The sequence below is a fragment of the Klebsiella sp. OBRC7 genome, assembly GCF_000293135.1.
Taxonomy (GTDB): Bacteria; Pseudomonadota; Gammaproteobacteria; order Enterobacterales; family Enterobacteriaceae; genus Klebsiella; species Klebsiella michiganensis.
On the sequence record NZ_ALNJ01000076.1, the window covers coordinates 55,020 to 77,546 of the forward strand.

The following is a 22,527-nucleotide window of genomic DNA, read 5'->3' on the forward strand; positions in this document are numbered from 1 at the left end:
GAATAACCCTATGATGGGGGCCCGCAAAGGCCCCCATTTTTTATGCTTTCCGCAACCCCAAGGCCCGATTGTAGTCATAAAGTTAATTAGTGGTGAGAAATAATAAAATCCCACCGCAAATATTGTTAATTTTAATAAAAATACCCCATTTTAATTAACCGAAAAACGGGGGTAAAATGAAAATAATCAACATTATTTGTAAATTTTAAAATTTATTTTTTTATTAAAAAACAACAACCTAAAGCAACATCGGGGCAAATCCACACACTCAAAAGGCCTATAGTTCCGGTAGGATATGATCTACATCAAATTCCCTTCTATAATGCTTTGTTAGTATCTCACCGCCAACTTACATAAAGAGAGAGTTAGTGTGAAAGCTGACAACCCTTTTGATCTTTTACTCCCTGCTGCCATGGCGAAAGTCGCCGAAGAAGCGGGTGTCTATAAAGCGACAAAACATCCGATAAAGACGTTTTATCTGGCGATCACCGCAGGTGTCTTCATCTCTATCGCTTTTGTTTTCTATATTACCGCGACAACCGGCACGGCCGGGATGCCATTCGGGGTTGCCAAACTGATTGGAGGCATCTGCTTCTCACTAGGTTTGATTCTCTGCGTTATTTGCGGTGCCGACCTGTTTACCTCAACCGTTCTTATCGTTGTCGCGAAAGCCAGCGGAAGAATCACGTGGGGTCAACTGGCGAAAAACTGGCTCAACGTCTATGTTGGTAACCTGATTGGTTGCTTACTCTTTGTATTGCTGATGTGGCTTTCAGGCGAATATATGACTGCCAACGGTCAATGGGGACTTAACGTTCTGCAAACCGCCGACCACAAAATGCACCATACTTTTGTTGAAGCCGTGTGCCTGGGTATCCTGGCAAACCTGATGGTCTGCCTTGCGGTATGGATGAGCTACTCCGGCCGCAGCCTGATGGATAAAGCCATGATTATGGTTTTACCGGTGGCAATGTTTGTTGCCAGCGGGTTTGAGCATAGTATCGCGAACATGTTTATGATCCCGCTGGGTATCGTTATCCGCGACTTTGCAAGCCCGGAATTCTGGACCGCTGTCGGTTCAACTCCGGAAAGTTTCTCTCACCTGACCGTCATGAACTTCATCACTGATAACCTGATTCCGGTAACTATCGGGAACATCATCGGCGGTGGTCTGCTGGTTGGGTTGACATACTGGGTCATTTACCTGCGTGGCGACGACCATCACTAAGGGTTGTTTCAGGCAGTAAATAAAAAATCCACTTAAGAAGGTAGGTGTTACATGTCCGAGCTTAATGAAAAGTTAGCCACAGCCTGGGAAGGTTTTGCGAAAGGTGACTGGCAGAACGAAGTCAACGTCCGCGACTTCATCCAGAAAAACTATACCCCGTACGAAGGTGACGAGTCCTTCCTGGCTGGCGCAACTGACGCGACCACCAAGCTGTGGGACACCGTAATGGAAGGCGTTAAACAGGAAAACCGCACTCACGCGCCTGTTGATTTTGATACTTCCCTTGCGTCCACCATCACTTCTCATGACGCTGGCTACATCGAGAAAGGTCTCGAGAAAATCGTTGGCCTGCAGACTGAAGCTCCGCTGAAACGCGCGATTATCCCGTTCGGCGGCATCAAAATGGTAGAAGGTTCCTGCAAAGCGTACGATCGCGAGCTGGACCCGATGCTGAAGAAAATCTTCACTGAATACCGCAAAACTCACAACCAGGGCGTGTTTGACGTTTACACCAAAGACATCCTGAACTGCCGTAAATCTGGCGTTCTGACCGGTCTGCCGGATGCCTATGGCCGTGGTCGTATCATCGGTGACTACCGTCGCGTTGCGCTGTACGGTATCGACTTCCTGATGAAAGACAAATACGCTCAGTTCGTCTCTCTGCAAGAGAAACTGGAAAACGGCGAAGATCTGGAAGCAACGATCCGTCTGCGTGAAGAAATCTCTGAACAGCACCGCGCGCTGGGTCAGATCAAAGAAATGGCGGCTAAATACGGCTGCGATATCTCTGGTCCTGCTACCACCGCTCAGGAAGCTATCCAGTGGACCTACTTCGGCTACCTGGCTGCCGTTAAATCTCAGAACGGCGCGGCAATGTCCTTCGGTCGTACCTCCAGCTTCCTGGATATCTTCATCGAACGTGACCTGAAAGCCGGTAAAATCACCGAGCAAGACGCACAGGAAATGATTGACCACCTGGTCATGAAACTGCGTATGGTTCGTTTCCTGCGTACCCCTGAATATGATGAACTGTTCTCTGGCGACCCGATTTGGGCAACCGAATCTATCGGCGGTATGGGCGTTGACGGCCGTACTCTGGTCACCAAAAACAGCTTCCGTTTCCTGAACACCCTGTACACCATGGGGCCGTCTCCGGAGCCGAACATCACCATTCTGTGGTCTGAAAAACTGCCGCTGAGCTTCAAAAAATACGCCGCGAAAGTGTCCATCGATACCTCTTCTCTGCAGTACGAGAACGATGACCTGATGCGTCCTGACTTCAACAACGATGACTACGCTATCGCTTGCTGCGTAAGCCCGATGGTTGTTGGTAAGCAGATGCAGTTCTTCGGGGCGCGTGCTAACCTGGCGAAAACCATGCTGTACGCAATCAACGGCGGCGTTGATGAAAAACTGAAAATGCAGGTTGGTCCTAAATCTGAACCGATCAAAGGCGACGTTCTGAACTTCGACGAAGTGATGGACCGCATGGATCACTTCATGGACTGGCTGGCTAAACAGTACGTCACTGCGCTGAACATCATCCACTACATGCACGACAAGTACAGCTACGAAGCTTCCCTGATGGCGCTGCACGACCGTGATGTTATCCGCACCATGGCATGTGGTATCGCAGGTCTGTCCGTTGCGGCTGACTCTCTGTCTGCAATCAAATATGCGAAAGTTAAACCGATTCGTGATGAAAACGGTCTGGCTGTCGACTTCGAAATCGAAGGCGAATACCCGCAGTTTGGTAACAACGACTCTCGCGTCGATGATATGGCCGTTGACCTGGTTGAACGTTTCATGAAGAAAATTCAGAAACTGCACACCTACCGCAACGCTATCCCGACTCAGTCCGTTCTGACCATCACCTCTAACGTTGTGTATGGTAAGAAAACCGGTAACACCCCTGACGGTCGTCGCGCTGGCGCGCCGTTCGGACCAGGTGCTAACCCGATGCACGGCCGTGACCAGAAAGGTGCTGTTGCCTCTCTGACCTCCGTTGCGAAACTGCCGTTTGCTTACGCGAAAGATGGTATTTCTTACACCTTCTCTATCGTGCCGAACGCGCTGGGTAAAGACGACGAAGTACGTAAAACTAACCTCGCCGGCCTGATGGATGGTTATTTCCACCACGAAGCATCCATCGAAGGCGGTCAGCATCTGAACGTCAACGTTATGAACCGCGAAATGCTGCTCGACGCGATGGAAAACCCGGAAAAATATCCGCAGCTGACCATCCGCGTATCCGGCTACGCTGTACGTTTTAACTCCCTGACGAAAGAACAGCAGCAGGACGTTATTACTCGTACCTTCACTCAGACCATGTAATGGTATTGACTGAAATCGTACAGTAAAAAGCGTACAATAAAGGCTCCACGCAAGTGGGGCCTTTTTAGCAATATCATCCTGCCCCAGTCTCTTTTGTCTGCTGTCTATACTTTATGGATAACAGCCAAAACAGACTCGACATAGCCTTTGAGCTGTGCATCTACATAGGCCCCGGATGGGCCAAATTCGGAGATATCACCGCAATGTCAACAATTGGTCGCATTCACTCCTTTGAATCCTGTGGCACCGTCGATGGCCCGGGGATCCGCTTTATCACCTTCTTCCAGGGCTGCCTGATGCGCTGCCTCTATTGCCACAACCGCGACACCTGGGATACCCACGGTGGCAAAGAGATTACCGTTGAAGAGCTGATGAAAGAGGTGGTGACCTATCGCCACTTTATGAACGCTTCCGGCGGCGGCGTGACGGCATCCGGCGGCGAGGCTATCCTGCAGGCCGAATTTGTTCGCGACTGGTTCCGCGCCTGTAAGAAAGAAGGTATTCATACCTGTCTCGATACCAACGGCTTTGTGCGCCGCTACGACCCGGTTATTGATGAACTGCTGGAAGTCACCGATCTGGTGATGCTCGACCTCAAGCAAATGAATGATGAAATTCACCAGAATCTGGTAGGTGTCTCTAACCATCGGACGCTGGAGTTTGCCCGTTACCTGTCAAACAAAAACATCAACGTCTGGATCCGCTACGTTGTGGTTCCGGGCTGGTCCGACGATGATGATTCAGCGCATCGCCTGGGTGAGTTTACTCGTGACATGGGCAACGTCGAGAAAATCGAACTGCTGCCGTACCACGAGCTGGGCAAGCACAAATGGGTAGCCATGGGCGAAGAGTACAAGCTGGATGGCGTCCATCCGCCAAAGAAAGAGACCATGGAACGCGTGAAGGGCATTCTGGAACAGTACGGTCATAAAGTGATGTATTAAAATCCCCGCCCGGTAGAGATTGCGCTACCGGGTGTTTCCCCAACAAAATCAGCGTCAGGACATAAAATATTCCGACAGCTTGTTCGCCACGCTCTCAATCGAGAAAATGCGCTTCTGATGCGCTTTTCGGTATTCCGCATAGCGTTCATCCTGCTCTTCCAGCGCGCTGAGGATCCGGTCGGCCACCATCATTGCGCCGGCGATTTCCGCAAACCCCGACTCCCCTTCCCCCTGTAAAGCCACCGCCGCCTGAAGATTCCAGTCAGATAAACGGGCCAGCGGCGCAAACGTCCCGCGGGTCAGCGATAAAATTTTAACGCCCTGCTGCTTTGCCAGCGACAGGGCCTGCATCATATCCGCCGATGCCTGTTCGCTGTGAACGACGATGATGCCGGTTTTTTGACTGTCAGCCAGCAGCGGCATCGCCGCCGGATAGGAGCGATCGATAAAGCTGGCCGCCTTACCCATATTGATTAAATTCATCTGCAGGAATAACGCCACCGGCACCGCCGTGCCCACGGCATAGATAGCAATGCTGTTCAGGGTATTAAGCCAGTCGGCCGCGGCTTTCAGCTCCTGGCTATCGACAATGGCATTACTGTCGCGAATGCTCGCCAGCACCGGCGCAATCTCTTCGCTCTCGTTGGTACCGTGGTCTTCCGAGCGCGCGGCGCCCTGCTCCATCGCCAGCGCGGTTCTGAAATCCGAGAAACCTTTAAAACCAAAGGCCCGACAAAAACGGGTGATACTCCCCTCACTGGTATCAATGGAGTCGGCCAGTTCTGAAATCGTGTGACGCATCACAAAGTCAGGATTTTCCGTAATAAAACGGCCAACCTTCTCCAGTATCGGGCTTAGCCCGGAAGCTCCATTTCTTATGCTTATCAACAAGTTATTGTCTATCTGGCTCATGTTTTGCCTTATTTGCTCAAAATGCAAACACAGTCACATCTTTCGTCCTGCTGCAAAGATAATAATTATTATCTCATACAAATAAATAAAAATAATTATTTTTACAAACAGGAGAACATCGAATGAAAGGTCTCATAGTCTGTCGTACCGGTATGGGCAGCTCCTTAATGCTCAAAATCAAAGCCCAAAAAATCATCGACAAACACGGCTGGGATATCGAGCTGGAACATGACGTCCTCTCAGGCTTACGCACCTGGCGAGACATTGATTTTGTCATCACTATGCGCGATCTCACCGATGAAGTCGAAGCCGCCGGATTCAGAGCTGTCGGCATTACCGACCTGATGAACAGTGAAGAGATGGAGTCTGCGCTCACTGACATCGTTCAAAGCAACTAACCTCTCCCGGAGGCAATATGGATTTCCTCAGATTTATTGTATTCGACATTCTGGGCGTAACCCCACTTTTAGTTGGCTTTATTGCATTAATCGGCCTGTTAATCCAACGCAAGCCGATTGAAAAAATCCTTTCCGGCACCTTCAAAACCATCGTCGGATTTCTGGTTTTTGCCGGCGGCGCAGGTCTGGCAGTCACTTCCCTGGGTAACTTTCAGACCTTATTCAGCGATGGATTTGGTCTGAAGGGCGTAATGCCGCTGGCAGAAGCGCTAACCGGACTGGCGCAAACCAAATTCGCCATGTGCGTGTCGCTGATCATGGTGATTGGTTTTGGCTGGAACCTGTTTTTTGCCCGCGTGACGCCGTTTAAATACATCTTTCTTACCGGGCAACATAATCTTTATCTCTCCGCGCTGCTTACCATAACGCTGAAGGCGCTGGGCTACAGCGACATGACGACCATCATTGCCGGCTCCGTGCTGCTGGGTCTCGCCGCCTGCCTCTATCCGGCCATTGCGCAGCCGTGGATGCGAAAAATTACCGGTAATGATGAGATCGCGATGGGGCATTACGTCACCCTGGCCTACGCCGCCTCCGGCTGGATTGGCGCAAAGGTCGGCGATCCGAGACAATCCACCGAAAAGCTGAATCTTCCCGGCTGGCTGGGGATCTTTAAAGATTACATCGTCTCGGTGTCGATCTCGGTGAGCATCTTCTACTACATCGCCGCGCTCGCTGCCGGAAAAGCCGCGGTCACCGCAGCGGCAGGCGGGATGCACTGGCTGGTTTACCCGCTCTTTCAGTCGCTGACCTTTACCGCTTCGCTGTACATCATCATTACCGGCGTACGCCTGCTGCTATCAGAAATTGTTCCGGCCTTCCTCGGCATCTCGGAGAAGTTTATTCCTAACGCCAAACCCGCGCTCGACTGCCCGGTGGTCTTCCCCTACGCCCCGACCGCCACGGTGCTGGGTTTTATCTCTTCGTTTGTCGGCGGACTGGTGGTGATGGGTTTTCTGGCGATCCTTGGCCAAACCGTGATTATCCCGGTAGCCATTCCCTACTTCTTTATTGGCGCGACCGCAGCGGTATTTGGTAATGCCTCCGGCGGCTGGAAAGGCGCGATTGCCGGAAGCTTCATCACCGGGATCCTGATCGGCATCGGCCCGGCGCTGATTTACCCGATTATGGAATCCGTCGGTCTTTCAGGCACCAGCTTCCCGGAAACCGACTTCGTCGCTCTGGGTCTGGTCGTGTACTACATCGGTAAAATGCTGCCCTAAGAAGGAATGAACATGAATATTGATGAACTGAAATCCCACGCGCTTGCCGCCCGCCGCGAGATCGTCACCATGATTTACGAGTCCGGAATTGGCCACCCGGGCGGGGCGCTGTCGATAATCGACGTGCTTACCTGGCTCTATTACCAGGAAGTCGATCTGGCCGCCACCCCCCGCTCGCGCGTGGTGATGAGTAAAGGCCACGCCGTCGCCGCGCAGTACGCCATGCTGTATCAACAAGGCAAGATCGAGCGCAGCGAGTTCAATACGTTCCGACAGATCAACTCGCGCCTGCAGGGGCACCCGAGCATTAAGTCGCTGCCGGAAGTCGATGCGACAACCGGACTGCTTGGCCAGGGGCTGTCGATTGCTTTTGGTATGGCGGCCGCCAAAAAGCGGCGCAACGATCCGCACCGGGTATTTGCCATCGTTGGCGATGGCGAAATGCATGAAGGCCAAATCTGGGAAACCTTACAGCAGGCCGGGCATATGAAAATGGATAATCTGGTCGCCATCATCGATTACAACGGCTTCTCTTCCCACGATCCGGTCAATGACGTCGTTAATCTCGAGCCGCTGGCGGACAAAATCCGCAGCTTTGGCTGGCATGTACTGGAACTGCACAACGGCAATGATATGCATCAGGTTGCCGATACCCTGATGCTATCCCGTCACCTGAAAGGTAAACCTGTCGCCATTGTGGCGTGCACCACCAAAGGTTCCGGCGTCAGCTATATGGAAAACAACGGCGACTGGCACTCAAAAACCCCGAGCAAAGAACAATTTCAGCAGGCGATGGAGGAGTTACAGTGATGAAAGCACCCCGTGATGAGATCGGACATGCCCTGATTGCGCTAAAAGAAAAAGGCTATCCCGTTGTTGTTATCGACAGCGATTTAGCCAGCTCTACCCGTACCGACCAGTTTCAGGCCATCTATCCTGAGGCCTTTTTCGAAATGGGCATTGCGGAAGGTTCCGCCATGAGCTTCGCGGTCGGCCAGGCGCTGGAAGGCTTTATGCCCTTCTATGTTAACTTTGCGATGTTCGTCACCGGCACCGCCTGGACCCAGCTGCGGCAGGCCTGCTACGCCAAAGCCAACATCAAACTCGTCGGTAGCCACCCCGGTATGGATGATGGCCCGGACGGCGCTTCGCACCATGCGCTGGAGGATTTAGCGCTGACCCGCGTCCTTCCGGGGTTAACCGTCCTGACCCCGGCAGATGCGGAAGAAATCGCCGAGGCCTTCGAGCAGGCGGCAAAAATAAAGGGACCCGTTTATATTCGCGTGGCGCGCGAGCCGATGCCGGTTCGCGACAAAAGCGTCGTTCCGCGGGTCAACGATATCGCTGCCATCGCCGACAGCGGCACGGATTTTGCGATTCTGTTTGAAGGAACGGTACTGGAACAGGCTACCGACGGCTATGAAAAGCTGCTCGCCAGTGGCAAAAAAGGAAAACTTATTCACGTTGCAACCGTTAAACCCTTCAATCAGCAGGCGTTTTATCGGCTGGTCGAAGGCTGCCCGCTTATCGCTACGCTTGAAAATCATACCGTCAACGGCGGCCTCGGTGGCCTAATCGCGGAAACCCTGGCGCAAAAGGCACATCCGGCGCGCCTTACGCGTCTGGGAACGCAGGACACATTTACCGAATCGGGAAATAGCAGGCAGCTAAAAGCGAAATATGGCATCTCGGGAGACGCGCTGTTTAACGCGCTACGCTAACCGCCAGGCGAGCCGGTCAGTTGGCGATCGGCTCGCGCGTAAAGGGAACGTTTATGGAAGAGAGGCTATTTTCCGCCCGTCAGTTCACCAGCGACTGCCTGAGCTGGCGCAGCGCCGTTCATCTCGCCTGCCGCCCGCTTGAGGAGCAGGGAAAAATCACCGTGGGCTATGCCAGGGCTATTATCAGCGCCACGGAGCAGGATGGCCCCTGGTATATATTGAGCCCGGCGTTTGCGCTACCGCACGCGCGTCCGGAAGCCGGCGTGCTGAGCAGAAACAGCGCGCTTTCGCTGCTTTGCTGTAGCGAGGCCGTTGATTTTCCGGAGCATCCCGGCATTCGGCTGATAGTCGTACTGGCGGCGGCCGATAGTGAACAGCATATCCAGACCATCCAGCGGTTAGTCTGCTGGCTGGATGAGGGGGAGAGACTTCAGCGATACAGCACGGTGCAAAACCGGGCACAGTTTATTGCGCTTCTTGCGTCGCATTAATCCATAGCCAGGGTCGTGCCCTGGCTATGTTCTGAAAAATCAGGCGTGCGCCACCGGCGTAGGATGGTGCCCCGCTTTGCGCAGCAGCGTCAACAGGTAGATGAATGACACGCTGGCAATCATGATAAACAACAGATTGTCAGAGAAGTTCTGCATCAGCATGGCGGTCAGCGTCGGCCCAAGCAGGCTGCCCACGGTATAGCTCATTAACAGCGCCTGGTTCATCGCCACCAGCTGATGACGTTCAACTTTTTCGCAGGCCCAGGCCATAGCCACCGGATAGAGCGTGAAGCCGGAAGCGCCCAGCACGAACAGCGCGGGCGCCATTGCGGCCTGGCTTAACATCGCCAGACAGCCGAGAATCACCACAAACACCTGAACGCGCAGGACCAGCAGACGGCCGTAGCGATCGGCGAGCCGGCCAATCGGCCACTGCCCCACGATACCCGCGCTCACCATCACCGCCATCCAGAAGCCGATGCCGGAATCGCTAACGCCCTGGTGGTTAAGCCACAGCGGCATCAGGCCATACAGCGAACCGAGCACAATGCCGGAAATAATGCAGCCGTTGACGCCATGGCGGGCCTGACGCAGCCTTAACATTGGCCAGATACGCGCCGGTTCGTGCGGCTCATCGGCCTGAGTCGCCACGCGAGCAAACAGCAGCGGCAGAATGGCCGCCAGCGCCAGCGCCGTCACCCACGGCAGAACGCTCATCAGATCCGTCGGCAGTTTGCTGACCATTAACTGGCCCAGCACCGTGCCAACGTAATAAATCATCATATACGCCGCCAGTAGGCGACCCCGGCTCCGCGAAGTGCCGCTACAGACCAGCGCGCTCTCCACCACCACCCAAATCATCGCGCAGCCGACGCCGGCGATAAAGCGCCAGCTGAACCAGCTCCAGAAGCCCAGCGTAATACCAAGACCCACGCAGCCCACGGCAAAGATAACCGATGCCAGGTAATAGCTGCGGTTAAAGCCCAGACGTTTAATTACCCATCCGGCAAGCAATGTTCCCACCAGATTACCGGTAAAATAGGACGAGCCCACCATCCCGACCTGCCAGGTCGGCATATTTTCATGGGCGAGCCAAAGCGGGACGAGCGTATTTAAAACCGCTATCGCCAGGGTCAACAGAAGCAGGCCACAGAGCAACATTTGCACTGGCCGGGTGTAGATGGTCATGGATATAAACCGTGATGGAGTTCAGATTTCGTGCGCATCATGCCACTGCTGCAAACATTGTCAATCCGCCTGAAATCAGGCGTGACGCGGTTTGCGGGGGAACGATAGAAGTTTTTTATCCAGCGGATCGACAACAGAATAGATATTTATATTATTCCATTGTTTTTATTAATTTATTGGAAAATAGCGTTGGGAATATCGGTAGAAATATTTCATGAATCGACCGCATTTTTTATCGCGCCAGAATAAGTATTTCTGGCGCGATAAAGGGCGATTAGCTGGCGATTGCCATTCCAACGGTCATGTGCAGGCCGTAGAAGACGCCGCGGCCGATCGTCTCGCCGATCAGCACCAGCACAAAAGCCAGCCCCAGCATCGGCAATGCGGGCTGATAGCCTTTGAGCTGAGGGGCAATCCAGCAGACCAGCGCCAACGCCAGCGCAACCAGGCGCCACGCCATCAGCGAGCCGTAGGCCGGCACCAGCGCCGAGGCCTGCTGAATAGAGCTATGGATTGTCGCCAGCTCGCTGCCCTGCATCAGCACCACGATGGCGCTAATCACCAGCGCCAGCAGGGTCACCGCCGGCAGCAGGCGCATCGCCCAGCCGTTGACATCGGCAACGCGCAGCAGCAGATATCCCAGCAATGGACCGCCGATAAACATCGTCAGGAAGAAGCTAAGCGGCGTCCAGACCGTATACCAGGTGGGTACCGTATCAATAGTGTTATAGACGCGGACCATCATCCAGACGAAGATAATCCCCAGCACCATGGTAATGACCAGCCAGAGATGACGCAGCCCCGCCGGTAGCTTATTGACCACCGCCAGCAGCCAGCCAATACCGCCGACGGCGAAGAAAAGCGCCCCGCTGGCGATTTCGTTACTGAGCGACGAGGCGCCTACGCGATTGAGCGAGTTAAACGCGCGCATGGGCGACCCAAGATGCAGGGTTGAGGCAATAAAGCCCACGCCCATCAGCACCCACAGGCCAAACATGCTCCACACGACGCGCTGCTGCTGTTCACGCGATAAGTCGCCTTTCATTAGCGCCAGAGCCAGCACAATAAAACCGCCCACCACGCACTGACCAAAGACCGTGAAAATAATCAGCGGCCATTCATGCCATCCACTCCCCATCTCACACCTCCTTCGGGTTAGCCAGGTAGCCGGTGGTATCTCCACACGGTCGGCTGTTGGCGTTAGGTTTAATCACGATACTCGGTTTAGTGAAGTGGGCCGAAGGCAGCGGCGCAACGGCGGCCAGCTGGCCGTGTTTTTGGCGCAGCTCTTCAATCGGGCCGAAATCTAACGCGCGCAGCGGGCAAGATTCCACGCAAATCGGCTTTTTGCCGTCGGCGACGCGCTCGTGGCAGCCATCGCATTTGGTCATATGACCTTTTGTCGCATTGTACTGCGGCGCGCCGTACGGGCAGGCCATATGGCAATAGCGACAGCCAATACAGACATCTTCATCGACAACGACAAAGCCATCTTCACGTTTATGCATCGCCCCGCTCGGGCAAACTTTGGTGCAGGCCGGATCCTCACAATGGTTGCAGGCAATAGAGAGGTAATAGGCAAAGACGTTTTGCTGCCAGACGCCGTTATCCTCCTGCCAGTCGCCGCCGGCGTATTCGTAGATACGACGGAAGCTCACTTCCGGCGTGAGGTTTTTATAGTCTTTACAAGCCAGTTCGCAGGTTTTGCAACCGGTGCAACGGGCGGAATCAATAAAAAATCCATATTGAGTTGTCATCGGTTACTCCTTACAGCTTTTCAACCTGGACGAGGTTGCTATGCGATGGATTGCCTTTCGCCAGCGGCGATGGGCGTTGGGTGGTCAGCACGTTAATGCAGCCAGCCTGATCCACGCGGCCTGCGTCCGGGTTATACCAGGCCCCCTCACCCAGCGCGACCACGCCCGGTATCATGCGCGGGGTCACTTTGGCCTCGATATGCACTTCACCGCGATCGTTAAAAATGCGGATCCGATCGCCATTGGCGATACCGCGCTTCTGGGCATCAAGCGGGTTGATCCACATCTCCTGACGGCAAGCCGCTTTCAGTACGTCAACGTTGCCGTAGGTGGAGTGCGTGCGGGCTTTATAGTGAAAACCGGTCAGCTGCAGCGGATACTTTTTCGCCAGCGGATCGTCATAGTTTTCAAACCCAGGGCTGTATATCGGCAGCGGGTCGATAACATCCTCTTCTTTCAGCTCCCAGGTCGCGGCAATTTCCGCCAGCTGCGCAGAGTAGATTTCAATTTTCCCTGACGGCGTCGTAAGCGGATTGGCGGCGGGATCTTCGCGGAAAGCTTTATAGGCAACGTGGTGGCCTTCCGGATCGCGCTGTTTGAAGATTCCCTGCTTGCGGAATTCATCAAACGGCAGCAGCGCCGGGATCGCTTTACGGGATTGCTCATAGAGGTGACGCAGCCACTCTTCCTGAGTGCGGCCTTCGGTGAAACGTTGCTCAACGCCCATGCGCTTCGCCAGCTCCGTGGTCATCTCATAGATGGTTTTGCATTCAAAACGCGGCTTGATGGCCTGATCGGCAAAAATCACGTAGGACATGTTGCCGCAGGAGGCATCGAGGGCAAAATCCATCTGCTCCGAGGCCGTACAGTCCGGCAGCAGAATATCGGCATATTTCGCCGAGGAGGTCATATGGCAATCAATGACCACAATCATCTCGCACTTCTTGTCATCCTGAAGGATGTCATGGGTACGGTTAATCTCTGAATGCTGGTTGACCAGGCAGTTACCGGCATAGTTCCAGACCATTTTAATAGGCACGTCGAGCTTATCTTTGCCGCGCACGCCGTCGCGCAGCGCGGTCATTTCCGTCCCGCGCTCAATCGCATCGGTCCACATAAACATGGAAATACTGGTTTCCACCGGATTATCCAGCGTCGGCATACGTTCAAAAGGCAGAGAGTAAGAACCTTCACGCGCGCCGGTATTGCCGCCGTTAATCCCGACGTTGCCGGTTAAGATTGCCAGCATGGAAATCGCGCGGGAAACCAGCTCACCGTTGGCATGGCGCTGTGGGCCCCAGCCCTGAGAAATATAGGCAGGTTTAGCGCTGGCGATTTCGCGCGCCAGCTGCACGATACGCGCCTGGGGAATGCCGGTAATCGTCGACGCCCACTCAGGGGTCTTCGCGATACCGTCTTTGCCCTGACCGAGAATATAGGCCTTATAGTGGCCATTGGCCGGCGCCCCTTCCGGCAGCGTTTTCTCGTCATAGCCTACGCAGTACTTGTCGAGGAAAGGCTGGTCAACGAGGTTCTCGTTAATCATCACCCACGCCAGCGCGGAGACCAGCGCGGCATCGGTTCCCGGGCGGATAGGGATCCACTCGTCTTCGCGTCCGGCGCCGGTGTCGGTATAGCGTGGATCGATAATAATCAGCCTGGCGTTGGATTTCTCCCGCGCCTGTTCCAGGTAGTAGGTCACCCCGCCGCCGCTCATGCGGGTTTCCCCGGGGTTGTTGCCAAACAGCACCACCAGCTTGCTGTTTTCGATATCCGACGGGCTATTGCCATCGGCCCAGCCGCCGTAGGTGTAGTTCAGTCCCGCGGCAATTTGCGCGGTGGAGTAGTCGCCATAATGGTTGAGATAGCCGCCGCAGCAGTTCATCAGGCGGGCAATCAGGGTTTTCCCCGGTGGCCATGAGCGAGTCAAGGTTCCGCCGAGGGTTCCCGTTCCGTAGTTCAGATAGATGGACTCATTACCGTACTCTTTTATCAGGCGCTGCATATTACTGGCGATAGTATCGAACGCTTCTTCCCAGCTGATTTGCTCGAATTTGCCCTCGCCGCGTTTGCCCACGCGCTTCATCGGATATTTCAGGCGGTCCGGGTTGTAGACGCGTCGACGCATCGAGCGGCCGCGCAGACAGGCGCGAACCTGATGCAGACCGTCGTAGCTATCGTCGCCGGTATTGTCCGTTTCAACATATTTTATCTCACCACCCACCACATGCATCCGCAGCGGGCAGCGGCTGCCGCAGTTCACCGTACAGGCGCTCCAGGTGACCGTTTCGCTGGCGGGGTTGAGGTTGTCTGCGGCTTGGGCAATGCGCGTGAAGGGTAAGGTAAAAGCGCTGCTGGCCATCGCCAGCCCGCCAATCGCCGTGGTTTTCATTAAACCACGCCGGCTCACCTCAGCAGCCAGTAAAGCATCGGAGGTTTTGGTTTTCATAGATACTCGCTTTGGTTGCTCACAATTAACTTAATGCCGTTATATAGTTACATATACAACGAGATTAACCTTTAATAGTTTTTTATCCTGTTTAATCCAAAGGGAGTATCTTCGTAATCGCGAAGGCGATTATTGCCCCGTATCAAGAAGGGGGTAAAAAAAAGCGCCCGCAGGCGCTTTTGAGAAGAGCGTTGAAAAATCAGCCGATAAATTCAAGGCCGCGCATATACGGGCGCAGAACTTCCGGGATCTCGATGCGACCATCCGCCTGCTGATAGTTTTCCATCACCGCGACCAGCGTACGTCCAACCGCCAGGCCAGAACCGTTCAGCGTGTGTACGAGGCGAGTTTTCTTGTCAGATTTGCTGCGGCAGCGTGCCTGCATGCGGCGCGCCTGGAAATCCCAGACGTTGGAGCAGGAAGAGATCTCACGATAGGTATTCTGCGCCGGCACCCACACTTCCAGATCGTAGGTTTTGCATGCGCTGAAGCCCATATCACCCGTGCACAAAGCCACTTTACGATACGGCAGACCCAGCAGCTGCAGCACTTTCTCAGCGTGGCCGGTCATCTCTTCCAGCGCCGCCATGGAATCTTCCGGACGTACAATCTGCACCATCTCGACTTTGTCGAACTGGTGCATACGGATCAGACCGCGGGTATCGCGGCCGTAAGATCCGGCTTCAGAGCGGAAGCACGGCGTATGCGCGGTCATTTTGATCGGCAGATCGTCTTCATCAATGATTTCATCGCGAACCAGGTTGGTCAGCGGAACTTCCGCCGTCGGGATCAGCGCGTAGTTGCTGCTGTCAGCTTCTTCTTCCAGCGGACGGGTATGGAACAGGTCGCCGGCGAATTTCGGCAGCTGACCGGTACCGTACAGCGTGTCCTGGTTAACCAGATACGGAACGTAGTTTTCGCTGTAGCCGTGCTGTTCGGTATGCAGATCCAGCATAAACTGCGCCAGCGCGCGGTGCAGGCGTGCCAGCTGGCCCTTCATGACCACAAAGCGAGAACCTGTCAGCTTCACGGCGGCGGCAAAATCCAGCCCTCCATGCATTTCGCCCAGCGTGACGTGATCGCGAACGTCAAAATCGAACTCGCGCGGTGTTCCCCAGCGGCTGACTTCAACGTTGTCGTTTTCGTCGCGACCGGCCGGAACGTCGTCGTGCGGGATATTAGGGATAGCCAGCGCGATATCGCGGATCTCCGCCAGCAGCGCGTCCAGCTCGGTCTTAGCGGCATCAAGCTGCTCGCCGAGTTTGTTCACTTCCAGGCGTAATGGCTCAATATCTTCCCCGCGCGCTTTCGCCTGGCCAATGGATTTCGATCGGGAGTTGCGCTCCGCCTGCAGGTTTTCAGTTTGAACCTGCAGAACTTTACGACGCTCTTCCAGAGCGCGAAGTTTATCTACATCCAGCTTAAAGCCCCGGCGTGCCAGTTTTTCTGCGACTGCGTCTGGCTCGGTACGCAGCAGATTGGGATCGAGCATGCTTATCCTGTGCTTATCGAATTAATAAAAGAAAAATGGCCGCAGAGCGCGACCACGGAAATAGTGTGACAACCTTACCGCAACGCCTCAATTATCGGTAGCGTTTTATCGGGCTATTTTGATCCTGTTCGGTTAACCAGGCGAGCTTTTCGCCTATTTTGCCCTCCAGCCCCCGGTTTGTCGGCTTATAATAGCGCGTTTGCGCCATTTCCTGCGGGAAGTACTGCTCCCCGGCGGCATAAGCATTCGGTTCATCGTGAGCATAGCGATACTCTTGCCCGTAGCCCATCTCTTTCATCAGCTTCGTTGGGGCATTGCGCAAATGAACCGGGACGTCGTAATCGGGACGTTCACGGGCGTCGGCCATCGCCGCTTTAAACGCGGTGTAAACCGCGTTGCTTTTGGGTGCACAGGCAAGATAGACAATGGCCTGAGCAATTGCCCGTTCGCCTTCCGCCGGTCCGACACGGGTAAAGCAGTCCCATGCGGAGATCGCAACCTGCATCGCGCGCGGATCGGCGTTGCCGACATCTTCCGAGGCAATCGCCAGGCAGCGGCGGGCAACGTAGAGCGGATCGCCGCCGGCGGTAATAATCCGCGCGTACCAGTAGAGGGCGGCGTCCGGGGCGCTGCCGCGAACCGATTTGTGCAGTGCGGAGATTAAATCGTAAAAGCGATCGCCTTTGTTGTCGAAACGCGCGCTGCGCTCACCGGCAATTTCAGTCAGCAGCTCAACTTTCAGCACGCGATTGCCGGAGGCGTCGGCTTCGGCCATATCGGCCATCATTTCCAGCGTATTCAGCGCCCGGCGCGCATCACCGTTGACAAGGTCGGCGATGGCCTTGCGCGTCTCGTCCGGCAGGACGATATTTTGCCCGCCGTAGCCGCGCGTTTTGTCGCTCATCGCCTGGTTGAGCACCTGCTCGATGTCGTCGCTGGTCAGCGACTTCAGCAGATAAACGCGCGCGCGGGATAACAGCGCGGAATTGAGTTCAAAGGAGGGATTTTCCGTCGTCGCGCCGATAAAGGTGATGGTCCCGTCTTCAATATGCGGCAGAAAGGCGTCCTGCTGGCTTTTATTGAAACGGTGCACTTCGTCGACAAACAGGATCGTGCGGCGACCCGCGTTGCGGTTTTGGCGCGCGCGTTCAATGGCCTCGCGGATCTCTTTCACCCCGGAGGTCACCGCTGAGATGCGTTCAACGTCGGCACTGGCGTAGCGCGCTATCACTTCGGCCAGGGTTGTTTTTCCTGTCCCGGGCGGCCCCCAGAGGATCATCGAGTGTAGATGCCCGGCCTCAATCGCCCTCGGTAAGGGTTTACCCGGCGCCAGCAGGTGCTGCTGGCCAATGTACTGCGCTAAATTTTCTGGCCGCATACGGGCGGCCAGAGGTTGAAACGCGTTGTCGGAAAAATCGAGCGACAGGTTGCTCACGTTCGCCTCTATTTACGTTGATCGTCCACCGTAACCCCTTGCGGCGGCGTAAAGGTGAACTTAGATGCATCCACGGCACCATTTTGTTGCGATTTCAGCTGATAGCTGCTGCGTTGATCGTCCTGTTCCACGGCGCTGAACTGATGAATCGTACCGTCGCGACCCACGTTGATGGTGAACTGCTTCAGATTACCGCTGCCGTTTTTCGGCGTCAGAACAAAATCGTCACCGTTCTGCTTAATGTTGTAGTTCTGCCAGTCGCTGGCCTGATTGCGGGCAATCAGCATAAACGGCGTGTTGCTGGTCGCATCTTTCAGCCAGGTAGCGGTAGCCTGCTCAACAAACGGGTTGTAAAACCACAGCGTTTTGCCGTCGGAAACCAGCACGCTTTCATCCGGCTGGGTCATATGCCAGTTGAACAGATTAGGCCGCTTGACCCACAGGTCCCCCTGCCCGTCCTGCACGGCATTACCGCTGCCGTCTGTGACCTTCTGCGTAAAGCTGGAGTGAAAGCTGCTCACTTTATCAAGGCGGCTTTTTAAATCGCTGGCGGCATCCGCCCATACCTGACTGACGGCAAAACTGGACAGTAATGCACAGGTGATTGCGAGTTTTTTCATTGTTATTCCTTAATGTGCGTCACTCCCGACGCGGGAGCCTGGTCTGCTGCTAATGTAGAACGGCCAATGACCGTAAAACAGCAGAACAGGCTGATTTTCACTTATTTACCCAACTTTGCGGTTACTCAAAAGGCGGCGGAGCCAGCACTTCACGGTTACCGTTATGCCCCTGCTCGCTCACGATCCCCTGAGCTTCCATTTGCTCAATGATACGCGCGGCGCGGTTATAGCCAATGCGGAACTGACGCTGTACCCCGGATATGGAGGCTTTGCGTTTTTCCGTCACAAAGTTGACGGCCTGATCGAACAGCGGATCGAGCTCTTCACCCCCCTCGTAGCCACCGCCGCCGCCTTCGCTTTCGCTATCGGAGGTGATGCCATCGACATACTGCGGACGCCCGCGCGCCTTCCAGTCCTGAACGACGGCGTGAACTTCCTCATCGCGTACAAAAGCGCCGTGGACGCGCACAGGGATCGTCGAGTTCGGCGCGGAGTAGAGCATATCGCCCATTCCCAGCAGAGATTCCGCACCGCCCTGGTCAAGGATAGTGCGCGAGTCAATTTTACTCGATACGGTAAAGGCGATACGCGTCGGGATGTTGGCTTTAATCAGGCCGGTGATAACGTCAACCGACGGTCGCTGGGTCGCCAGCACCAGGTGGATCCCCGCGGCGCGCGCTTTCTGCGCCAGGCGCGCAATCAGCTCTTCCACTTTCTTGCCGACGGTCATCATCAGGTCGGCAAACTCGTCGACCAGCACAACGATATAAGGCTCTTTTTTCAGTACCGGGTGCGTCGCATCCATGCTGTCGCCAGGCTTCCAGTAAGGATCCGGAATGGGCCGTCCCATACGTGCGGCTTCAGCAATCTTCTCGTTATAACCCGCGAGATTACGTACGCCCAGAGCAGACATCAGTTTATACCGGCGCTCCATCTCGTTAACGCTCCAGCGCAAAGCATTGGCCGCGTCTTTCATATCCGTCACGACTTCCGTTAACAGATGCGGTATTCCCTCATAGACCGACAGCTCGAGCATTTTCGGGTCAATCATGATGAATTTCACGTCTTCCGGCTGCGCTTTATAGAGCATGCTGAGGATCATGGCGTTGACCCCAACGGATTTACCGGAACCGGTGGTACCCGCCACCAGCAGGTGCGGCATCTTCGCCAGATCGGCGGTGACAGGTTCGCCCGCAATGTCTTTTCCGAGGACCACCGTGAGCGGTGAAGGATTATCGCGGAATTTCGCATTATCCAGCACTTCGCGCAGGTAAACGGTCTGGCGCTTTTTGTTAGGCAGCTCCAGGCCAACGTAGGGTTTACCCGGGATCACTTCCACCACGCGAACCGCCGCAGTGGACAGAGAACGGGCCAGATCGCGCGACAGGTTGGAAATGCGCGCCGCTTTCACGCCCGGCGCCAGATTAAGCTCAAAGCGGGTAATGACCGGGCCAGGTGAGTAGTTCACCACATCGGCTTTAATGCGGAAATCGGCCAGACGAGCTTCAACCAGACGCGCCATTTGCTCAAGCGCAAAGGTATCGATCGGCTCAACTTCAGCCGGTGGCGGCGTGAGCAGGTCAAGCGAGGGCAGCAGCGTTGTCGGCTTCTGTAACGGGCGACTGTCGCCATTGCGCATCAACAGCGGGTGAATGAGACTTTCCTGCGGCTGCGGGATCGGCTGCTGCGGAGCCTGCTGTTGCGGATAGCTGCCAGGAGCCTGCTGCGGTATCGGCTGATGGTGAACCGGCTGCTGCGCGGGTTGATAAGCCTGCTGCTGCGCATGTTGCGGCGGCTGAGGCATCTGCTGGTGCGGCATCGGCTGCTGTACGGGCTGCGAATGCTGGGCCGGCTGCTGATACTGCGGGGCAGGCTGCTGTACTTCTGGCAACGGCGTGAAGACAGGCTCGCTCGGCGTATCATCAACTAACGTTTTCATTGGTGAGAGTTCATAATCCGCCGCAGAGAACGGATGCGATCCCAGCGGCTGCTCGCTGGCGTAGCGCTGCTGCTGGGAAGCGGCAAACTGACGGGCAAGTTCGGCTTCAGCGGCAGAATCCTCGTCTCCATCATCCTCTTGCGCAGCGTAGCTATCTCCATAGCGCTGATTTTGCGCAGCCGCGAACTGACGCGCCAGCTCACCCTGCTCAAGCTCTGCTACTTCCTCGTCCGTCAGCGCATCGTCATCATAGTGCTGATGCTCTGCCTGACGCGCACGTTCTTCAGCCAACCGCTGCGAAGGCAGCTTAATGCCATAGGAAGCCAGCTCACGGCGCGTGGGTACACGAACGCGGTTTGGACGCGGCAATTTCGGGCCTATGCCCTCTTTTACCTGCGCACGCGGGCCGCCCGACGCCGGGCTAAATAGCGGCGCGGCGCTGGATGCGGCAGATGCGACGGAGGCCGCCGCGGCGCTAGCAGAGGCCGCCCCAGTGGCCTGATGGACGCCAGCCGCCAGCGCGCTCACCGCGGCAACATCAGCCGCCGGAGCAGGCGGAGGCGAGATCGGTTTTGTCGCAACCGGACTGACCGGCTCCGGAATCGGCTGATACCATGCGGCAAGCTGCTCGCGTTCACGCGCGCGTTTCTCTTCCACTTCTTCGAAATAGTACATCGGCGGACGCTGAGGCTTCACCTCCTCTTGCGGAGACTCAGGCACAACGGAGGCGGCGTAAGGCTCAGGCTGCTGTACCGGGGCCTGTTCCGGCTGGTACGCGTGCTGCGGCTGGTAAGCCGGTTCCGGCTGGTACGCTGGCTGCTGTACCGGGGCCTGTTCCGGCTGGTACGCATGCTGCGGCTGGTAAGCCGGTTCCGGCTGATATGCTGGCTGCTGTACCGGGGCCTGTTCCGGCTGATATGCTGGCTGCTGTACCGGGGCCTGTTCCGGCTGATATCCGTGCTGCGGCTGGTAAGCCGGTGCTGGCTGATACGCTGGCTGCTGTACCGGGGCCTGTTCCGGCTGATACCCGTGCTGCGGCTGATATGCCGGTTCCGGCTGATAGGCTGGCTGCTGTACCGGAGCCTGTTCCGGCTGATACCCGTGCTGCGGCTGATAAGCCGGTTCAGACTGATATGCTGGCTGCTGTACCTGCGCCTGTTCCGGATGATAGACCGGCTGAGCCTCATACCCTGGCAGCGGTTCAGACCATGCCTGCGGCGCAGCGGTATCCTGCGCGGCCAAAGCCACCGGATCGGCAATGCTATGACCGTTCAACAGAGGATCGTAAGGATCAAAATCGCCGGGACGTGCAGCACTGACGCCGGAGAACAGAACATCATCAGCATTTGCCGGACGCGCTGCGCTGGAGCCAGAAAAAAGAACATCGTCAGCGGCAACAGGCGCACCGCCGGCGCTGTACTGAACCTCGTCTTCGGCGTCATCCATCCGTTTACCCGAGAACAGCGCCGCATCGGTCTTACGCCCCATCGGATTAGAGAACTTCTCAGCCAGACGCTGGCGGCGAGCTAAGGCGCTGCGTAAAATTCGCGCGCGTCGAGAACCCTGCGGCTTCGCGGGTTCATCATCTTCATATTCTTCTTCATCATCTTCATATTCCCCTTCATCAACCCAGGTATCGTCACGACGGGTACGGTTGCTGGCAAACGTGAGAATAGAAAGAATCGCACCGCCGAGTTTTTCAGCGATGCTAACCCAGGACCAGCCGGTAAATAGCGTCAGTCCTGCCGCCCAGATGCAGAGCAGCGCGATTGTGCCGCCGCTGCTGTGCAGCAGCGGTTGCAGGGTAGTGCTCAACAGGCTGCCGATCACGCCGCCGGAGGCGAAATACCAGATATCATCAGCGTTGATTGCCGCCAGACCGCAGGAAGTGAGGATCAGCGCCAGCGCGCCAATTAAACGCAGCGAGACGGCGAAATAGTCGATGTACTCGTCGTTTTCTTGATGACGCCAGGCAAACCAGCAGCCGCCGATAATGATGACCGGAATGGTATAGGCCATTACGCCAAAAATAAAAAATAGCGTATCGGCAAGCCAGGCTCCCGGCGTCCCGCCTATGTTGTGAATAGGCTCATGCCACGCCGTTTGCGACCAGCTAGGATCCGAGGGATTAAAGCTGAGTAAGGCCGCCATCAACCAGATGGCAAAAAGGGAGCAAAGAATGAGTAACGCCTCAAGGAGCCGGCGTCCGCTACTCAGCTTTGTGAATTTGACTTCTTTGTCTTCAGTGTATTCCTGGCTCAAGAAAGGCTCTCCAGGTATCAGGCTGTTTCCTGCCTTCGGCTAAAACGGACAACAGTGCCGGGTCTCCCCGGCAC

At 55.5% G+C, this 22,527-nt stretch carries 17 protein-coding genes; 8 read left to right on the forward strand and 9 right to left on the reverse strand.

Annotated elements, in window-relative coordinates; translation table 11 throughout:
- Window positions 1-370: 370 nt before the first annotated feature.
- The 3 genes from focA (at window position 371) to pflA (ending at window position 4,506) form a co-directional block, all read left to right on the forward strand.
- Entirely contained in the window at window positions 371-1,228 is an 858-nt protein-coding gene (gene focA / locus HMPREF1144_RS15045) for a formate transporter FocA (RefSeq protein ID WP_004849465.1), read from the forward strand.
- Between the two features lie 51 nt (window positions 1,229-1,279).
- The gene (gene pflB, locus HMPREF1144_RS15050; RefSeq protein WP_004130933.1) at window positions 1,280-3,562 is read left to right on the forward strand and encodes a formate C-acetyltransferase; all 2,283 of its coding nucleotides are present in this window, start codon (window positions 1,280-1,282) and stop codon (window positions 3,560-3,562) included.
- Window positions 3,563-3,765: 203 nt separating this feature from the next.
- Window positions 3,766-4,506: a pyruvate formate lyase 1-activating protein gene (pflA, locus tag HMPREF1144_RS15055; protein ID WP_004871674.1), complete on the forward strand. Its 741-nt coding sequence runs from the start codon at window positions 3,766-3,768 to the stop codon at window positions 4,504-4,506.
- A 54-nt stretch (window positions 4,507-4,560) separates the two neighbouring features.
- Here the strand turns inward: pflA and HMPREF1144_RS15060 are convergent, their stop codons facing one another.
- Window positions 4,561-5,418, reverse strand: a complete 858-nt coding sequence (locus HMPREF1144_RS15060; protein ID WP_009653306.1) for a MurR/RpiR family transcriptional regulator — start codon at window positions 5,416-5,418, stop codon at window positions 4,561-4,563.
- Between the two features lie 122 nt (window positions 5,419-5,540).
- Between HMPREF1144_RS15060 and HMPREF1144_RS15065 the strand changes: the two genes are divergently transcribed.
- Genes HMPREF1144_RS15065 through HMPREF1144_RS15085 form a run of 5 tightly spaced genes read left to right on the forward strand, consistent with a single transcriptional unit; the run spans window position 5,541 to window position 9,311 of the window.
- On the forward strand, window positions 5,541-5,816 hold the full coding sequence (locus tag HMPREF1144_RS15065; RefSeq protein ID WP_004100672.1) for a PTS sugar transporter subunit IIB: 276 nt from the start codon (window positions 5,541-5,543) through the stop codon (window positions 5,814-5,816).
- 17 nt (window positions 5,817-5,833) lie between these two features.
- A complete protein-coding gene (locus HMPREF1144_RS15070; protein WP_009653269.1) occupies window positions 5,834-7,099 on the forward strand; it encodes a PTS ascorbate transporter subunit IIC in 1,266 nt (421 codons plus the stop codon).
- Between the two features lie 12 nt (window positions 7,100-7,111).
- Window positions 7,112-7,909, forward strand: coding sequence for a transketolase (locus HMPREF1144_RS15075; RefSeq protein ID WP_009653310.1), 798 nt, complete (start codon window positions 7,112-7,114; stop codon window positions 7,907-7,909).
- A complete protein-coding gene (locus tag HMPREF1144_RS15080; RefSeq protein ID WP_009653298.1) occupies window positions 7,909-8,820 on the forward strand; it encodes a transketolase family protein in 912 nt (303 codons plus the stop codon). Before HMPREF1144_RS15075 ends, HMPREF1144_RS15080 begins: the two co-directional genes overlap by 1 nt.
- A gap of 53 nt (window positions 8,821-8,873) precedes the next feature.
- Window positions 8,874-9,311, forward strand: coding sequence for a PTS sugar transporter subunit IIA (locus HMPREF1144_RS15085; RefSeq protein ID WP_004849454.1), 438 nt, complete (start codon window positions 8,874-8,876; stop codon window positions 9,309-9,311).
- Window positions 9,312-9,350: 39 nt separating this feature from the next.
- On the opposite strand, the gene HMPREF1144_RS15090 is transcribed toward HMPREF1144_RS15085, so the two are convergent.
- From HMPREF1144_RS15090 to ftsK, 8 genes are all read right to left on the reverse strand, one after another.
- Window positions 9,351-10,499 carry an MFS transporter gene (locus HMPREF1144_RS15090; RefSeq protein WP_009653261.1) on the reverse strand — a complete coding sequence of 383 codons (1,149 nt, stop codon included), beginning with the start codon at window positions 10,497-10,499 and terminating at the stop codon, window positions 9,351-9,353.
- Between the two features lie 274 nt (window positions 10,500-10,773).
- Window positions 10,774-11,637 (reverse strand): dimethyl sulfoxide reductase anchor subunit family protein, encoded by an 864-nt coding sequence (locus HMPREF1144_RS15095; protein WP_009653264.1) that lies wholly within the window; start codon window positions 11,635-11,637, stop codon window positions 10,774-10,776.
- A gap of 1 nt (window position 11,638) precedes the next feature.
- Window positions 11,639-12,256, reverse strand: coding sequence for a DMSO/selenate family reductase complex B subunit (locus tag HMPREF1144_RS15100; RefSeq protein WP_009653301.1), 618 nt, complete (start codon window positions 12,254-12,256; stop codon window positions 11,639-11,641).
- Window positions 12,257-12,266: 10 nt separating this feature from the next.
- The gene (gene dmsA / locus HMPREF1144_RS15105) at window positions 12,267-14,705 is read right to left on the reverse strand and encodes a dimethylsulfoxide reductase subunit A (RefSeq protein WP_004849448.1); all 2,439 of its coding nucleotides are present in this window, start codon (window positions 14,703-14,705) and stop codon (window positions 12,267-12,269) included.
- Window positions 14,706-14,904: 199 nt separating this feature from the next.
- On the reverse strand, window positions 14,905-16,197 hold the full coding sequence (gene serS / locus HMPREF1144_RS15110; RefSeq protein WP_009653254.1) for a serine--tRNA ligase: 1,293 nt from the start codon (window positions 16,195-16,197) through the stop codon (window positions 14,905-14,907).
- A gap of 91 nt (window positions 16,198-16,288) precedes the next feature.
- A complete protein-coding gene (gene rarA / locus HMPREF1144_RS15115) occupies window positions 16,289-17,632 on the reverse strand; it encodes a replication-associated recombination protein RarA (RefSeq protein ID WP_004849446.1) in 1,344 nt (447 codons plus the stop codon).
- Window positions 17,633-17,640: 8 nt separating this feature from the next.
- A complete protein-coding gene (gene lolA, locus HMPREF1144_RS15120) occupies window positions 17,641-18,252 on the reverse strand; it encodes an outer membrane lipoprotein chaperone LolA (protein WP_009653286.1) in 612 nt (203 codons plus the stop codon).
- Window positions 18,253-18,373: 121 nt separating this feature from the next.
- Window positions 18,374-22,453, reverse strand: a complete 4,080-nt coding sequence (gene ftsK, locus HMPREF1144_RS15125; protein WP_009653268.1) for a DNA translocase FtsK — start codon at window positions 22,451-22,453, stop codon at window positions 18,374-18,376.
- Between the last annotated feature and the right edge of the window lie 74 nt (window positions 22,454-22,527).